Here is a 14,062-nt window from a genome sequence, read left to right on the forward strand (position 1 = left end):
ATTATAAGCGAAAAATCGAAGTCCTAATCAATGTGTACTTGGAATTAGACTACTACGTTACACCATAAGGTTATGCGGAGCGAAAAAAGTCTAATAACAGATTTGGGAATAAGCCAAAAAGCAAAAGGAGCAAGCTGAAAAATACCGCAAGGCCGTATACAGGGCGAGACATTGCCGCGTCACTATCCGACGTTGTGCCAGATGTTGCCTGGCGAAGAAAGCCGTAAAGAGGGATTTTCAAATAATAGAACAGCGAAATAACGGATGTGAGTACCCCAACAATAAGTAGGTACAGGTACAGCGGTTGATCCATGGTTTGATATACATCAAAGATGGAGGTAAACACCAATAGCTTTCCAATAAATCCCGCCGTTGGCGGAAGCCCTACCAATGAGATACCGGCAAACGTAAGTCCAGTAAATAAGATCGGGAAGCGCTTGCCCAAGCCGGCATAGTCTGGTAGGTTAACCGATCCTGTTTGCTTTTCCAAAATCATGATGAAGCCAAATACGGCCAGATTCATCAAGGTGTAGGTAGCGAGGTAGAAGAGTAACACTTCTGGTTCTTGGTGCACAAAGCTTAATATGGCCAGAAGCAGAAAACCCGTATGCCCTACAGAAGAGTAAGCCATCAACCGCTTGATGTTTTGCTGGCGCAAAGCCACCAGATTACCGATCAGCATGGTCACAATGGCTACGAAACACAAAAAGTGCGATGTGATCTCTCCGAAATAAAACGGGCTGGCTGTCCAGGATAGTATTAATCTGCTAAATAGTACGACTGCACCTACCTTGGGTACCGTCGCTAGAAATGCGGTGATCGGAGTGGGTGCACCTTCATATACATCTGGAGTCCATACATGAAAAGGCACAAAGCCCAGCTTAAAGCCGATGCCCACAAATACAAAAAGCAAAGCAATCGTGGTGAGTACGGTCGGGGAGGCAATCATGCCTTTCATCTGATCTAAGCTGGTGAAATCTAAAGAACCCGTAAAACCATAAATTAGGGAAAGCCCGTACAGCATAAAGGCGGCACACGTGGATCCAAATAATACGTACTTCATCGCCGCCTCGGATTCGCGTTTGTTTTGTGCAAAGTAAGCAACGAGTACGTAAGAGCCAATGGACACCATCTCTACGGCAATAAATGCCATAATCCAATGCGTGGTTAGCGTTAGCAAATGCAATCCTAACGTGGTAGCCAATAGAATAGAAAATAGGTCGCCAATTCGTCTCTTAGGATTCTGATCGTATGCATATTGTTGGACGTAAATACCAACAATGGCAACACCCGCTAAAATAATCAAGCGCGCATATTTGGAAAAAGAATCCACGCGAAGCATATCGAAAAATGCCAGTGTATTCTCCGTGTTTTGTGTGTAGGTAAGGTAGCCAGCAGCCAACAATCCGATGAGGAAAAAGCTAAAAGAAGCCTGTTTCCAGTATTTATCAGCAAAAAGACTACAGAAAATAGTGCCTATAAATGCGATACTGATCGCAATTTCGGGGCGAAAAGAACCGACCGAATGGATGATATGGTCAATGGTACTGGTAATCTGAGGAGCGAATTCATGCATAATCTGTACGAACTATAGAAATGATGAAACCACAGAAACCATGCGTAGCACGCTTTCATTTAGCGGAGCAAATACCAGTGATGGCATCACGCCTAAGATAATGGCCAAGGCCAGTGCAGGAAATAAGATGAGCTGTTCGCGCGTAGTCACATCAGTCAACGCAGCCGCCCATGCTTCTCCACCTTTAAATCGCGTTTGTCCGAAAAACATACGCTGTAAGGTCCATAAGAAATAGACCGCACTAAGCAAAATACCCAAGGAGCCCGCGACTGCCATCCAGCGTGGAAGACCCGTTCCGACCGACTCACTATTGAATGCTCCAATGATGACAAAAGCTTCCCCAATAAAGGCCGAAAAGCCGGGAAGGCCGAGCGAAGCAAAAAACGCAATAGCTACAAACACAGTGTAGCGTGGCATATGACTCGCTAAACCGCGGAAGTTGTAAATATCACGATCATGTACGCGATCGTAAATGACACCCACCAAAAAGAATAACGCCGCCGATAGGAAACCATGGCTGACCATTTGGAACATCGCACCAGAAATACCTTCCGTGGTTAAGGTAGCGATACCCAATAGTACAAAGCCCATATGCGATACCGAAGAATACGCAATCAATCGTTTTAAATCTTTTTGTGCCAATGCGTTAAATGCGCCGTATAAAATGGATATCACACCGATCAGTCCCAACCACCAATTGCTCTGTGCTGCCATGTCGGGGAAGATGCCAATACACACCCGTAAAATACCATATCCGCCCACTTTCAATAAAATACCAGCCAAAATAATGGATACGGGAGTCGGGGCTTCTACGTGTGCATCAGGAAGCCAGGTATGCAAAGGCACAATAGGCACTTTGATCGCAAAAGCAATAAAGAGAATGGCGAAGCCTAAAAGGCGTGCTGGAATGCCGAATACTTCGTGGAAATTACGCACCCAACCGAAGAATGATTCCTCCCCATAGTTGGCCGGATTCATCATATGTAGCATGTTGAACGTATTGGCGCCTGTATCTGGATTGGTCACCGAGAAATACAATCCTACGATAACCAGTAGCATAAATACAGAACCTAATAGCGTATAGATGAAAAATTTGACGGCCGCATATTCTCGTCTCACACCACCCCAAATACCGATTAAGAAATAAAGGGGGAGCAGCATTACTTCGTAAAATACGTAGAATAGAAAGAAGTCCAAGGCACAGAAGATACCCATTACAGCGGTATTCAAGAGCATGAGCAAAGCGAAGTAACCTTTCACACTCTTCGTAATATTCCAGGAAGCACCTATGGCCATCAGCATCACGACGGTACTTAAGACAATCAACGGGAGCGACAAACCATCCAATCCTAATAGGTAATCAATTTCCAAGAGCTTGTCTGCGCCGATCTGTAAGCGAATCCAGGATAGTTGTTCTACATATTGGAAGCTATTGATGTCGTTGATACCGGCTTGTGTGGCGTCAAACTGTCCGTATAAATAGCCGGTGAGCAGCAATTGAGCCACCGTAGCAGATAAAGCCAGGTATTTTGCGCTTGCCGCAGCAGATTTAGGCAGCAATAGCATGACTAACGCCGCGAGTAAGGGTAGAAATATGAGTGCAGATAAAAATCCCATGTTATCTTAAAACCAAATAAAGTATGCCAAATAAAACCATCGTAAACGCAAAGCCCATGTAGCTCTGTACTCGCCCATTTTGCACCCATCTCAGCAGATGACCGCTGTAATAGCTGGCTTGCGCGACCGCATTCACGAATCCGTCGACCAGATAACGATCTACCCACGCAGCAACACGACCTGTCGCACGCGTGAGGCTTGCAGCGCCTTGCGTAAATCCGTCTACGATATAATAATCAAACCAATACAATCCACGCGAGAGATACAGCGTGCTTTGCACGATAATTCCCTGATAAAACTCGTTTATATATCCTTGCTGTCGGGCATGTCGTACCAGCAGATTGTTTTCTTTTAAAGGGTATTTTCCCTGCACGTACCACCGGTATCCCAACCACCAACCGATAGCGGAGCCACAAATCAATAAAATAGGGATAAATAGGTGCAGCGAGTCAATCGGTTGGAATGAAGTGTGCAAAAGTAATCCTTGCATTAAGGCGGCATTTTTATGCGAAATCGGATGGAATGAAAAGGCAAAGAAAAGCGAGCACAATCCAAGGAAAGCCATCGGGATCAACATCCCTTTGGGGGCTTCGTGAAAAACGGTTACTTTTTCGTCGGTCCATAATTTCGGTTTTCCGAAAAACACTTTGAAAATCATTCTCCCAATATAAAATGCTGTCAGATAGCTCACCAACACCAGCACAATAGGAATAACAAGGTATGCCCCTCCATGCGCCATTGCCCATTCGAAAGTAGCAATGATGATGGAATCTTTCGACAGAAAGCCTGACGTAAGTGGGAATCCCGCTAATGCCAGAGAAGCGATGACCATAAGGGTAAATGTATAGGGCATAAATCGGCGCAGCCCGCCCATATTCCGCATATCCTGCGGATCTGTCTTTGAAGAAGCAGGAATGGCATGCGCCATTTCGTGAATGATCGCACCGGCACACAGAAAAAGAAGACATTTAAAGAATGCGTGTGTAACGAGGTGAAACATCGCCGCATTCCACGCGCCAATACCGACGGCGACCACCATAAAACCCAGCTGAGACACGGTAGAAAATGCCAGTACCTTTTTAATATCCTGTTGCGCCAGCGCAAAATAAGATGCCGTGAGTGCGGTAATGGTGCCTACAATCGCAATAACAAGCAATATGCTTTCATTGAACAATGGGAAAACCGTGGCTAGTAAAAAAACTCCGGCAGCCACCATTGTTGCGGCGTGAATCAAGGAAGATACAGAAGTAGGTCCTTCCATCGCGTCAGGCAACCATACATGCAGCGGAAATTGCGCCGATTTGGCCATGGCGCCAACAAAGAAAGCCAATCCAGCATAGGTCATCCACCGTTCTTTGTGCAGTATAGTAAGTTGTTCAAAAAGAGGGCTTTGTTTACCAAATAGCTCGGATAAGTCCAATGTTCCCAAATGAGTATAAACTAGTGCAATTCCAATTAAAAAACCAAGATCGCCGATGCGGTTGATGATAAAAGCTTTTTTATTCGCCTGTACTGCGGCATCCTTGGTGAACCAAAATCCGATCAGGAGATAAGAGGCAAAACCTACCAACTCCCAAAATACATACATCAACAACAAATTGTTGGCTACGCTAAGCGCAAGCATGGCAAAGCAAAAAAGGCTGAGGTACATCCAATACCGATGAATACCTGGGTCTCCCTTCATATACACCTTGGAGTAGAGGTGTACCGGTAAGGCAATAATGCAGACCAACGACTGCATTAGCACAGTTAAATTGTTTAATAGGATGCCGGCCGAAAAAGTATGCTCACCAACCGTAAACCAAGAAACGGAAGATTCCATCGGTACCTTTTGCCAGACTTGGAAAAACACAAAACAGACACTTGAAATGGTGCTTAACACGATAGCGATCAAAACTACTATTCCCGATTGGCCTCGTTTGCCGCGCACTGCCTGATATAAAAATGCCAGTAACGGAAACAATAGCACAGCTAAGCTGGCGTGAATGGGCGATATGTATAATAACTCCATCATTAGTCGCGCAGATCGGTAATTTGGTCGGGGTTAATTGTTTTATATTTTCGGTACACCATCAGGATAATCGATAGGCCTACCGCTACCGCAGCAGCAGCCAATACAATGGCAAATAAAGCGAATACTTGCCCCCCGTAATGAACTTTGTCATAGCGGCCAAAGGCCACTAAGTTCAGAATGGCAGCGTTGATCATGAGCTCGATTCCAACCAGAATCATGATGGCATTTCTTTTGGAGATCACTGCGTACAGACCAATGCAGAAGATACAGGCACTTACCGCCAAAAAATGCGTGATAGGGATCAATCTTCTTCCCCCTTTCTGGCGATATGTGCCGCACCGATCAAGGTCATCATCAAAAAGATGGAAATGATTTCGAAAGGCAATATATATCTAGACATGAATAGGACGCCTAGCTGATTGATATTGTTATCTTTAGGATGGATAATTTGTCCGGTTTTTATATTTTGGTCGATCCAGGCAGGCGAATAACCTTGATTCCATTGCCAAATCCCGTAGATCATCAACCCTAAAAAACCTAAAGAAAGGGCAAGAGACTGCCAGTTTGGTAATTGTATGAATGATCCAGACAGGTTTTGCAAATCACTTAACAACTCCTTATTGCTCAGCATAAACGCAAAGATCATTAAGATCAACACGCCACCTACATATACCAGCACTTGGGTAATGGCCACAAAGTCGGCTAAGGCGAAGAGATACAAGCCAGCCATAGCAAACAGGACAATAAAAAATAAGAAAAGTGCACGAGCGGTATTTTTAAGACTGACGACAAGCAAAGCACTCGTGATAGCTAAGGTAGCAAAGGCATAAAAAAGAATTAGATCCATTACTTTTTAGATTTTGCCGCCTCCTTCTCAGCTTGAAAACGAGTCCACTCCTCCTTACGTTGTGCGATCTCTTGATCATTCATTTCCCCAAATCCATAAATCAGATCGGTTAATTTAGTCGTTGAGCGGTCGTACTGGTCGGTCATCGTAATGCATTCTGTCGGGCATACGACCGTGCATAGGCCGCAGTACATACATTTGGCCATGTCAATTTCAAACTTCTCTGCATACAGACGTTTTACACTACCGTCCGAGGTTTTACCGATAGCCTCTGGCGACTTGATCGATTCAATAGCAATGCAATCTACGGGACAAGCTTTAGCACAAAGATCGCACACAATACAGTCGGCCATCTCGACATCCAGCTGATAGCGAGCTACTTCTGGCATGGGGATTTTCTGTTTTGGAAACTGGATCGTTACCGTACCGTCTTGCTTATCGAAATAACCTGCTGCCCGGATATCCAAGTTTTCTCTTTTTTTACCAGCGGCAAAGAAGTGTCTTACCGTCAGAAGTAATCCTTTGACAGCGGTCTTTATTCCATACAGTGTAGTTTTTAAAATCACGTAGCAGACACGTTTAAAATTATACCATCACCAATATACGCCACAATCCTGAAATAGCCATACCTACAAAGGCAGCCGGAATCAGCATCTTCCAACATAGATTCATCAATTGATCGGCCCGGAAACGGGGCAATGTCCATCTGATCCACATCTGCACACCGACAATAAGAACAGACTTGAAAATGGTCCAGAAGATACCCCAATACAAACCGGTTGTCCAGGTAGCCAAGGTCAATGCACCAATATTAGGCAACGGCGTATTCCAAGCACCCAGAAACAGTACGACACCCAGCATGGATACCAAAAACATCATGGCATACTCTGCCAGGAATACAAAAGCAAAGCGGATACCACCGTATTCGGTGTGGAAACCACCGATCAGTTCACTTTCTGCCTCTGGAATATCGAAAGGTGCGCGATTGCACTCTGCCAGTGTGGCGATAAAAAAGATGATATATACGAATAAGAGATGCGGAGCCTGAAATATATTCCACGCTAATATGCCTCCAATTTCATTGACATTCCAGATTCCTAAAAATTGGACGTCTTGGGTAGCCAGTATTCCCTGATTGAAAGCAATGTCGTTTAGATTTAACGTTTGTGTAAGCATGACGACCGCAATCAGCGACAAACCGATGGGAATTTCATACGAAAGCATTTGTGCAATCGCCCGTATGGAACCCAATAAGGCATACTTATTGTTGGATCCCCAGCCTGCCATCAAGATGCCTAGCGCATCAATTGAAATGACGGCCATGATGAAGAACAAACCGGTGTGTGTGTTTGCTGGTGCAAAGCCCGGAGCCCAGGGGATCACACTAAATCCGATATATACGGCGATAAATATCACCACCGGAGCGAGTGCAAATAATACCTTATCGGCTACAGTCGGCGTGATAAATTCTTTCTGGAGTAGTTTGAGGATATCGGCGATGGTCTGCAAAGAGCCATGTCGCCCAGTTTCCATTGGTCCAAGCCTGTCCTGAACAAAACCGGCTATTTTACGTTCTGCATATACAGCAAACAACGTAAAGGTGGCAATAAAAAGAAATATTGCTATTGGCGGGATGATATGGGATAGAAGTTCGTACACTGTTTTTAGAACAATTCTTAACTAGATGCAAACTTAACGAAAACGCTTTGATATAATGGTGTAAATCTCGACAGATATTATAGATTTTCTGTAGCAGCAGGCTCGAATTGCTCGTATGTATTTATTAAAAATGAAATGTTATGAAGTATTATTTTTGGAGTGTTTTAATGTTGGTCAGTGTGCTATTTGCAGGCTGCGGTATGTCTAAGGAAAAGGGAACCGCTGATACCGCTATATTAGAAGATGTGACTTGGCGTCTGACTGAATTGGACGGAAAAGCTGTCCGTGCAGAAGTGAATGGAAAAGTGCCTTCGCTTACCTTTAATTCGGCCGATAGGCGCTATAGCGCTGTTACAGGCTGCAATGGCATAGGCGGACAGTACGAAGTCAAGAAAGGAAATCAACTTACCTTTTCGATGGGAATGTCAACGAAGATGTATTGTGAAAACAATATGGAGGTAGAAGATGGATTAGGAAAGATATTCCCTTTAGTGAAAAGCTATCAGATATCGGAGAATAACCTGATATTAAAAGGCGAGGGGTCTGGTACCTTAGCCAAATTAGAATTAATGCCCTAACTAGGGCATTAATTCTAATATATTAGTCAACGATCTTAAGTACTTTAATCTCAAAGATTAAAGGCGAATTGGCCGGTAATCCCGGTCTGTTCTGATTTCCATACGCATAAAATGAAGGTGTAATGATACGCATTACGTCCCCTGGCTGAAGACCATTTGTCGTCAATCCAAGGTGCGTCTGGTTTCCAACTGCGCGCGGAAAAAAGGCGATCTGCCAAGCAGGAATAAGATTGTTTAGCGAAAATTCGATTCCTGCAGTAGATTGATTAGCATCTACCTCAGTACCATTTAATAGTTTTAATCTATAATTTACGGTTGCAGATGGAAAGATACGACTACCATTTTGATTGAACTTATAGGCAAATGTTGCAGAATCCGCTGTTTCTAACATTTCGTACCAGATTCCTGTAGTATCCTCAATGGCGTTCGGATATTCCCGCTCTACAAAAGTACTAATTGCCTTTTTTTCTAATTCCAGCTGAGCGTATGGATCAAATGGTTCTAAATTCATGCTCTCAGAAGAGCACGAGAATAAGGCTATACTTGCAAGGAGACTAAAAGCAGCCAGACTAAAAAACTTCATAAAAGGTGTTTAAATGTAAATTATCTAACGTGTAAACGTTCAAAATACTGTTACTCTACAGAATTAACAGGTAGTGTTCGCGGCAAGCTTGAGAACATTCTATCTCAATCTAAGAAATCAACTGGTTGTGATCGTCTGGGAAAACCAATGATGGCTCATGTTGTTTGGCCTCTTCATGTGTCATCCAAGCGTACGATATAATGATCACCACATCACCCACTTGTACCAATCGTGCCGCTGCTCCATTCAGGCAAACCGTGCCAGAGCCACGTGCTCCCTTAATCACGTAGGTCTCGAAGCGCGCTCCGTTATTGTTATTTACAATCTGTACCTTCTCATTGGCTATTATATTAGCCGCATCCATTAGATCTTCATCAATAGTAATACTGCCGACATAATTCAATTCGGCTTGTGTCACCTTTGCCCGGTGGATCTTGGATTTCATCACTTCGATCATCATGGCGCAAAGTTACGGCTTTTTTTTATAGCTTGGAAATGCGGAGAAGCTTGTAATTGCCTGTTTTTAACCGTAATTAATTGAGATAATAATGAGTTAATGCACGAGCATATTGTCGATCAGGCGCACACCTTCCAACCAAGCCGCTACGAGCACGACATACTCTTTTTCATCATCAACCTTTGTAATGGGTTCCAGGCTGTGTGTTTCACAGATAGCCAGATATTCTAGTTCAAAACCTGTCACATTTTCAATCATCAACCTTGCTTCCTCGATTACAGTATGTACTTCTTTTTCGTGAGCATGTTGTTCGATGTATCGCAAAGCTTTTGATAAGGTGTATGCTTTTTCGATTCCTCTTGCAGAAAGACGCGCATTGCGAGAGCTAAGTGCTAGTCCATTTGCGTCCCGAAGTGTTGGCACAATATGTAATTGTACGGCTAATTTCATTTCATCAATCATACGCTGGATTACCATGACTTGTTGAAAATCCTTTTGGCCAAAAAAAGCGATATCAGGTTTTACTAATTGAAACAACTTATACACGATCTGCGTTACACCTTGAAAATGTCCGGGTCGATGTTTACCCTCCCATATCTTGTCGAGATCACCTAAATCAATTTCCCAATGTGGGTCGTTTTCCGGATACATTACCGAGACCTCTGGGAGAAATAAAACGTCGCATTCTGCAGCGATTAAAAGTGCTTTATCCCGTTCGATTGGACGAGGATATTTTTCCAAATCCTTGGGGTCATTAAATTGAGTAGGATTTACGAAAATACTGCATACAACAATGTCTGTGATAGATTTGGCTTCTTGTATTAAAGAGATATGTCCTTCGTGCAACGCACCCATTGTAGGTACAAAGCCTATCTTCTTTCCGTGTTGTCTGAGCGTCGCTAAATGTTGTGCAAGTGCGCTTGAGGTAACAATAATTTCCACGATGGTATTCTTTAAAATAGCCTGCTAAGGTGCGGAATATTTTTTGGATTATAAAGCCATGATTAGCAATAGATTGGTAGGAATGATAAAAATTTCGTATCTTTGTTCACCGATTTTATTTATCAAAACAAAAAAAGTAAGTGGAGATGGCAAAAACGAAAATATTGTTTGTAACCCATGAAATGTCGCCTTTCCTCGAAATAAGCAAAATTTCTGAAATCACACGTCAATTACCCCAAGCAATGCAAGAACGCGGGTTCGAAATCCGTATTCTGATGCCGCGTTTTGGAAGTATTAACGAGCGCAGAAATCGGCTTCACGAGGTTATTCGCCTATCAGGTATGAACATCGTAGTGGATGGGAATGATAATCCCTTGATTATTAAAGTGGCATCTTTGCCAGCTGCACGCATGCAGGTGTATTTTCTGGATAATGAAGATTACTTTCAGCGGAAGAAGATTTTCCGTGATGAGCATGGCAAATTTTTTGGAGATAATAACGAGCGCGCCCTGTTTTTTGGAAAAGGTGCGATTGAGACAGTTAAGAAATTAGGCTGGTCTCCAGATGTCATTCACTGTCATGGCTGGTTTTCTGCTATGATTCCTGCTTACATCAAGAATGTGTACAATCAGGATCCGGCATTCAAAGACACAAAAATTATCTACTCACTATATGAGGAAGATTTTACGGCTGGAGATACCTTGACTGCGAAGTTAGGAGAAATGGCTGGACAATCTGATCTATCTGCAGAAGATGCTGCTCGTTATGGTGATGGATCGCACAGCGATCTATACAAAGGAGCGCTTGCGTTTACAGATGTCGTGATCAATGCAGGTCTGCCTGCAGACCATGAAATACTTCAGCATGTGCAGGAGCAAGGTATTCGATTACATGCTACACAAGGAGATGAAGATTATGAAGCATTCGCGTCCCTCTACGATGAGTTTGTAGGGGAAGAAGTAATTGCTTAAATACTTTTTATTTAAAGGTATTCTTTACAAAACGTATATTATTATTTAGAGCAAAGGCCTAGCAGTCTTTGCTTTTTTTATGCAATAAGTTGTTCCTTGCGAACGGGAGGAATGAAGGGGCGGCAATCTGGCGTACGGTTTATGATCTTTTCATTAAGTTAATAATGAGTCGAAGCGCTATAAACTTCCTGAACGCGATCAACCTTCTAAACTTTATTAACCAAAATATAGATCGCCGCGTCGTGCCTCCTCGCCACGATGACGCAACCTCATTACACAAACAAGCTCAACACCATTTTGGTACTGAGCTCATTTATTTTGAAGATTAAGGTGTAAAACCTTATTTCTTTGAATCATTTTTAGCAGCAGTGATTTCGTTACGAATTTCCTGAGCCAAAGTTTTGATTTCTTGTAGTCCTTTACGTACACGTGTTCCAGCAGCAGCATTGCCATTGTTGAAGAACTTGTCAGCGTCACCTTCGATTGAAGTAAGAAGGTCTTTTAGTTGATTGAAATTTTTCATGTTTGAATACAATAATAAATAATTAATATAAAAGTCGTTTTTTACCTAGATGTAATCCTAAGATAGGATAAATATACAAAAGGTTCTATTAAAAAGTAATTTTTTAGTTTTTTATCTCAACATGCCTTTAGAGCATATTAATCTACGATTGTTAGTTCGTTTATAATGTTTTTCGCACCTGCAAACTTATCAATGATAAATAATACATAACGAATATCTACCGATATTGTACGTTGCAATTTTGGGTCAAAAATTACATCTCCAGCCATTGCTTCAATATTACCGTCAAATGCAATGCCAATTAATTCACCTCTTGCGTTTAAAACAGGTGATCCTGAGTTTCCACCCGTGATATCCTGGTCGCTTAGAAAGTTAACAGGCATGTATCCAGCTTGGTCAGCATACCGTCCGTAGTCTTTGTTTTTCTCCAACTCGATCAATTCTTTTGGAAGGTCAAACTCCTCATCACCAGGAACATACTTCGCTATTGTGCCTGTCAATGTGGTGTAGTTGTTTACTTTTGCATCATTGCGGCTATCTTTCGGGAGCGCTCTGATAGTACCATATGTTAAGCGTAAGGTAGAGTTTGCATCCGGATAATATTTTCCTTGAGGATCCATCTCCAATGTTCCTTTTACGTATAAGCGTTGAGCAGTTTGGAAAGCATCTTTCTTGGTTTCAAGCTCTGGTGATGTTTCCCGATATTGCTGCATCAGCGCGTTGGATAGTTTGAATAAAGGGTCATTTTCTACGGTAGTGGCATCTGGATTATTCAAGAAAGCAATTAAACGATCAGCTGATTGGAAAAGACTTTTTTCTACCGCTGCATCGATATCTGCGGCAAAATTTCCTTGATTCTGGCTGGCCATTGTTGCCAGATAAGGCGCTACATCGCCTGCTTTCGCCGTGTAAAGGTTCAGCTCACTCGCCAATACATCCTTTTCCAGAGGCAAATACATCTTTTCGTAATTGTTATTAATGAAAGCTTCCAAGCGAGGGCGCATTTCCTGGCGTTTGGCCTCATTCTCGCGACTATATTGGATTAGCCCATTACCTAATGTAGATGGGACAGCTGCCAAAGATGCAGAACGTAACAAACCTGTCAGGTAGTTATCGTGCCGCGCTTTTGCATTGGTAGCGGTATAATAGGCATTGATGGTTGGCAATACTTGACCATACACATCCCGGTTTTCTCTTTTGTTGGCCCACTTGGCAAAGCGCTTTTCTTGTTTGCGTTTGGTCGCTGCGGTGCGATGTTTGGTCAACGCATCGATCATACCTTGACGGTTTTTCCAATAGTTGGCCACGCCAGAATAGGTAGACGCATAATTAAGCTTTACCTCCTGATGCTGATCCATGTGTTTTTTCATCGCATCCATACCTACCTTAGACGCTTCCACCCAGGCAGGGTAGGCATATTTTACATTTTGATCGATCCCAGCGGCATTCATCCATCTATTGGTGCGCCCTGGATATCCTAAAATCATAGAGAAGTCACCTTCTTGGATTCCCTTGATACTGATGGGTAATGAATATTTTGGTTTTAAGGGCACATTTTCTGTAGCATACGCTGCTGGATTACCATCCTGATCTCCATAAACACGGAATACGGAGAAATCTCCCGTATGACGCGGCCATTCCCAGTTATCGGTATCTCCACCAAATTTTCCGATGCTACTTGGTGGCGTACCTACCAGACGTACATCGGTATAATCCTGATAAACGAAATAGTAATATTCGTTGCCGTTATAAAATGGGCGTACCGATACCACATATTTACCACCTTCGCTATTCTCCTGTTCGATCTTGGCGATTTCTTTGTTGATGATCTGCTCACGTTCTTTTTCGCTCATGCTATTGTTCACCAAACCAAGGATGCGTTTAGAAACATCATCCATACGGATAAAGAAGCGGACATAAAGCGATTTAGGCTTAAGCTCCTCCTGAAAGTTTTGTGCCCAAAATCCATTTGTCAGATAATCTTTTTCTGGAGTAGACAGCTCCGCAATAGCGCCATAACCACAATGGTGGTTGGTGAGTACCAGTCCGCTGCCAGATACAATCTCAGCAGTACAGCCACCATTGAATTGTACAATGGCATCCTTAATACTGGAATTGTTGATGCTGTAAATTTCTTCTGCTGTCAGTTGTAGTCCTTTTTTTTGCATATCGGCTTCGTTAAGCCTTTTAAGGTGCATCAAAAACCACATTCCTTCGTCTGCCCAGGCAGCAAGGCTTACTACGGATAGCAGTAAGATAAACGTTATTCTCTTCATGTGTGTTGTGTTTATAGTC

14 protein-coding genes are annotated in these 14,062 nt (G+C 43.0%); 2 read left to right on the top strand and 12 right to left on the bottom strand.

Translation table 11 applies throughout. From position 1 onward, the window contains the following. Positions 1 to 70: 70 nt before the first annotated feature. The 7 genes from M8998_RS13485 to M8998_RS13515 are packed head-to-tail and all read right to left on the bottom strand — an operon-like array spanning position 71 to position 7,713. Entirely contained in the window at positions 71 to 1,576 is a 1,506-nt protein-coding gene (locus tag M8998_RS13485; protein WP_249993710.1) for an NADH-quinone oxidoreductase subunit N, read from the bottom strand. Positions 1,577 to 1,588: 12 nt separating this feature from the next. Then, positions 1,589 to 3,193 carry a complex I subunit 4 family protein gene (locus tag M8998_RS13490; RefSeq protein WP_249993712.1) on the bottom strand — a complete coding sequence of 535 codons (1,605 nt, stop codon included), beginning with the start codon at positions 3,191 to 3,193 and terminating at the stop codon, positions 1,589 to 1,591. A gap of 1 nt (position 3,194) precedes the next feature. Further along, positions 3,195 to 5,207, bottom strand: coding sequence for an NADH-quinone oxidoreductase subunit L (gene nuoL, locus M8998_RS13495; protein ID WP_249993715.1), 2,013 nt, complete (start codon positions 5,205 to 5,207; stop codon positions 3,195 to 3,197). After that, positions 5,207 to 5,512: an NADH-quinone oxidoreductase subunit NuoK gene (nuoK, locus tag M8998_RS13500; protein ID WP_249993716.1), complete on the bottom strand. Its 306-nt coding sequence runs from the start codon at positions 5,510 to 5,512 to the stop codon at positions 5,207 to 5,209. Before nuoK ends, nuoL begins: the two co-directional genes overlap by 1 nt. Continuing rightward, positions 5,509 to 6,054, bottom strand: coding sequence for an NADH-quinone oxidoreductase subunit J family protein (locus tag M8998_RS13505; protein ID WP_249993717.1), 546 nt, complete (start codon positions 6,052 to 6,054; stop codon positions 5,509 to 5,511). The genes nuoK and M8998_RS13505 overlap by 4 nt, the downstream gene beginning before the upstream one ends. Then, positions 6,054 to 6,617 (bottom strand): 4Fe-4S binding protein, encoded by a 564-nt coding sequence (locus M8998_RS13510; RefSeq protein ID WP_249994145.1) that lies wholly within the window; start codon positions 6,615 to 6,617, stop codon positions 6,054 to 6,056. The genes M8998_RS13505 and M8998_RS13510 overlap by 1 nt, the downstream gene beginning before the upstream one ends. A 22-nt stretch (positions 6,618 to 6,639) precedes the next feature. Continuing rightward, entirely contained in the window at positions 6,640 to 7,713 is a 1,074-nt protein-coding gene (locus tag M8998_RS13515) for a complex I subunit 1/NuoH family protein (RefSeq protein WP_249993719.1), read from the bottom strand. Positions 7,714 to 7,853: 140 nt separating this feature from the next. On the opposite strand from M8998_RS13515, the gene M8998_RS13520 reads away from it, so the two are divergent. Continuing rightward, positions 7,854 to 8,291 (top strand): META domain-containing protein, encoded by a 438-nt coding sequence (locus tag M8998_RS13520; RefSeq protein ID WP_249993720.1) that lies wholly within the window; start codon positions 7,854 to 7,856, stop codon positions 8,289 to 8,291. 22 nt (positions 8,292 to 8,313) lie between these two features. On the opposite strand, the gene M8998_RS13525 is transcribed toward M8998_RS13520, so the two are convergent. The 3 genes from M8998_RS13525 to panC form a co-directional block, all read right to left on the bottom strand. Continuing rightward, positions 8,314 to 8,802 (bottom strand): FKBP-type peptidyl-prolyl cis-trans isomerase, encoded by a 489-nt coding sequence (locus M8998_RS13525; RefSeq protein WP_249993721.1) that lies wholly within the window; start codon positions 8,800 to 8,802, stop codon positions 8,314 to 8,316. A gap of 181 nt (positions 8,803 to 8,983) precedes the next feature. After that, positions 8,984 to 9,334, bottom strand: coding sequence for an aspartate 1-decarboxylase (panD, locus tag M8998_RS13530; protein WP_249993722.1), 351 nt, complete (start codon positions 9,332 to 9,334; stop codon positions 8,984 to 8,986). Between the two features lie 93 nt (positions 9,335 to 9,427). Further along, complete coding sequence (gene panC, locus M8998_RS13535; RefSeq protein ID WP_249993725.1) at positions 9,428 to 10,273, bottom strand: pantoate--beta-alanine ligase; 846 nt, start codon at positions 10,271 to 10,273, stop codon at positions 9,428 to 9,430. A gap of 146 nt (positions 10,274 to 10,419) precedes the next feature. Between panC and M8998_RS13540 the strand changes: the two genes are divergently transcribed. After that, a complete protein-coding gene (locus tag M8998_RS13540; protein WP_249993727.1) occupies positions 10,420 to 11,244 on the top strand; it encodes a glycogen/starch synthase in 825 nt (274 codons plus the stop codon). A gap of 340 nt (positions 11,245 to 11,584) precedes the next feature. Here the strand turns inward: M8998_RS13540 and M8998_RS13545 are convergent, their stop codons facing one another. Both M8998_RS13545 and M8998_RS13550 read right to left on the bottom strand, forming a co-directional pair. Continuing rightward, a complete protein-coding gene (locus M8998_RS13545) occupies positions 11,585 to 11,767 on the bottom strand; it encodes a BF3379 family histone-like protein (protein ID WP_249993728.1) in 183 nt (60 codons plus the stop codon). 137 nt (positions 11,768 to 11,904) lie between these two features. Then, positions 11,905 to 14,043, bottom strand: coding sequence for a S46 family peptidase (locus M8998_RS13550; RefSeq protein WP_249993730.1), 2,139 nt, complete (start codon positions 14,041 to 14,043; stop codon positions 11,905 to 11,907). Positions 14,044 to 14,062 lie beyond the last annotated feature (19 nt).

It is taken from the genome of Sphingobacterium sp. lm-10 (assembly GCF_023554555.1).
Classification (GTDB): domain Bacteria; phylum Bacteroidota; class Bacteroidia; order Sphingobacteriales; family Sphingobacteriaceae; genus Sphingobacterium.